General features: G+C 61.6%; 1 protein-coding gene. It reads left to right on the top strand.

From position 1 onward, the window contains the following. Positions 1–242 (top strand): transposase (locus CQY20_RS34115; protein ID WP_420093254.1); only part of this gene is annotated, 242 nt, incomplete at both ends.

The following is a 242-nucleotide window of genomic DNA, read 5'->3' as shown; positions in this document are numbered from 1 at the left end:
ATCTACCAGTCGATTTACGTCCAAGGGCGGGGCAGTTTGCGTCGTGAGCTGCATCAATGCCTGCGCACCGGGCGGGCGTTACGCAAACCACAGCGCCGCGCCGATCAACGCAGAGGCCGGATTCCAGACATGGTCAACATCAGCGAACGCCCACCAGAAGTCGAGGACCGCGCCGTTCCTGGACATTGGGAGGGTGATCTGATTCTGGGTGCTGGGGGTAAGTCCGCGATCGGCACACTGGT

Origin of the sequence: Mycolicibacterium agri, from assembly GCF_002553505.1 — a bacterium.
GTDB classification, from domain to species: Bacteria; Actinomycetota; Actinomycetes; order Mycobacteriales; family Mycobacteriaceae; genus Mycobacterium; species Mycobacterium agri.
The sequence above is the reverse complement of the archived record's forward strand: the minus strand, read 5'-3'. Positions and strand labels throughout refer to the sequence as shown.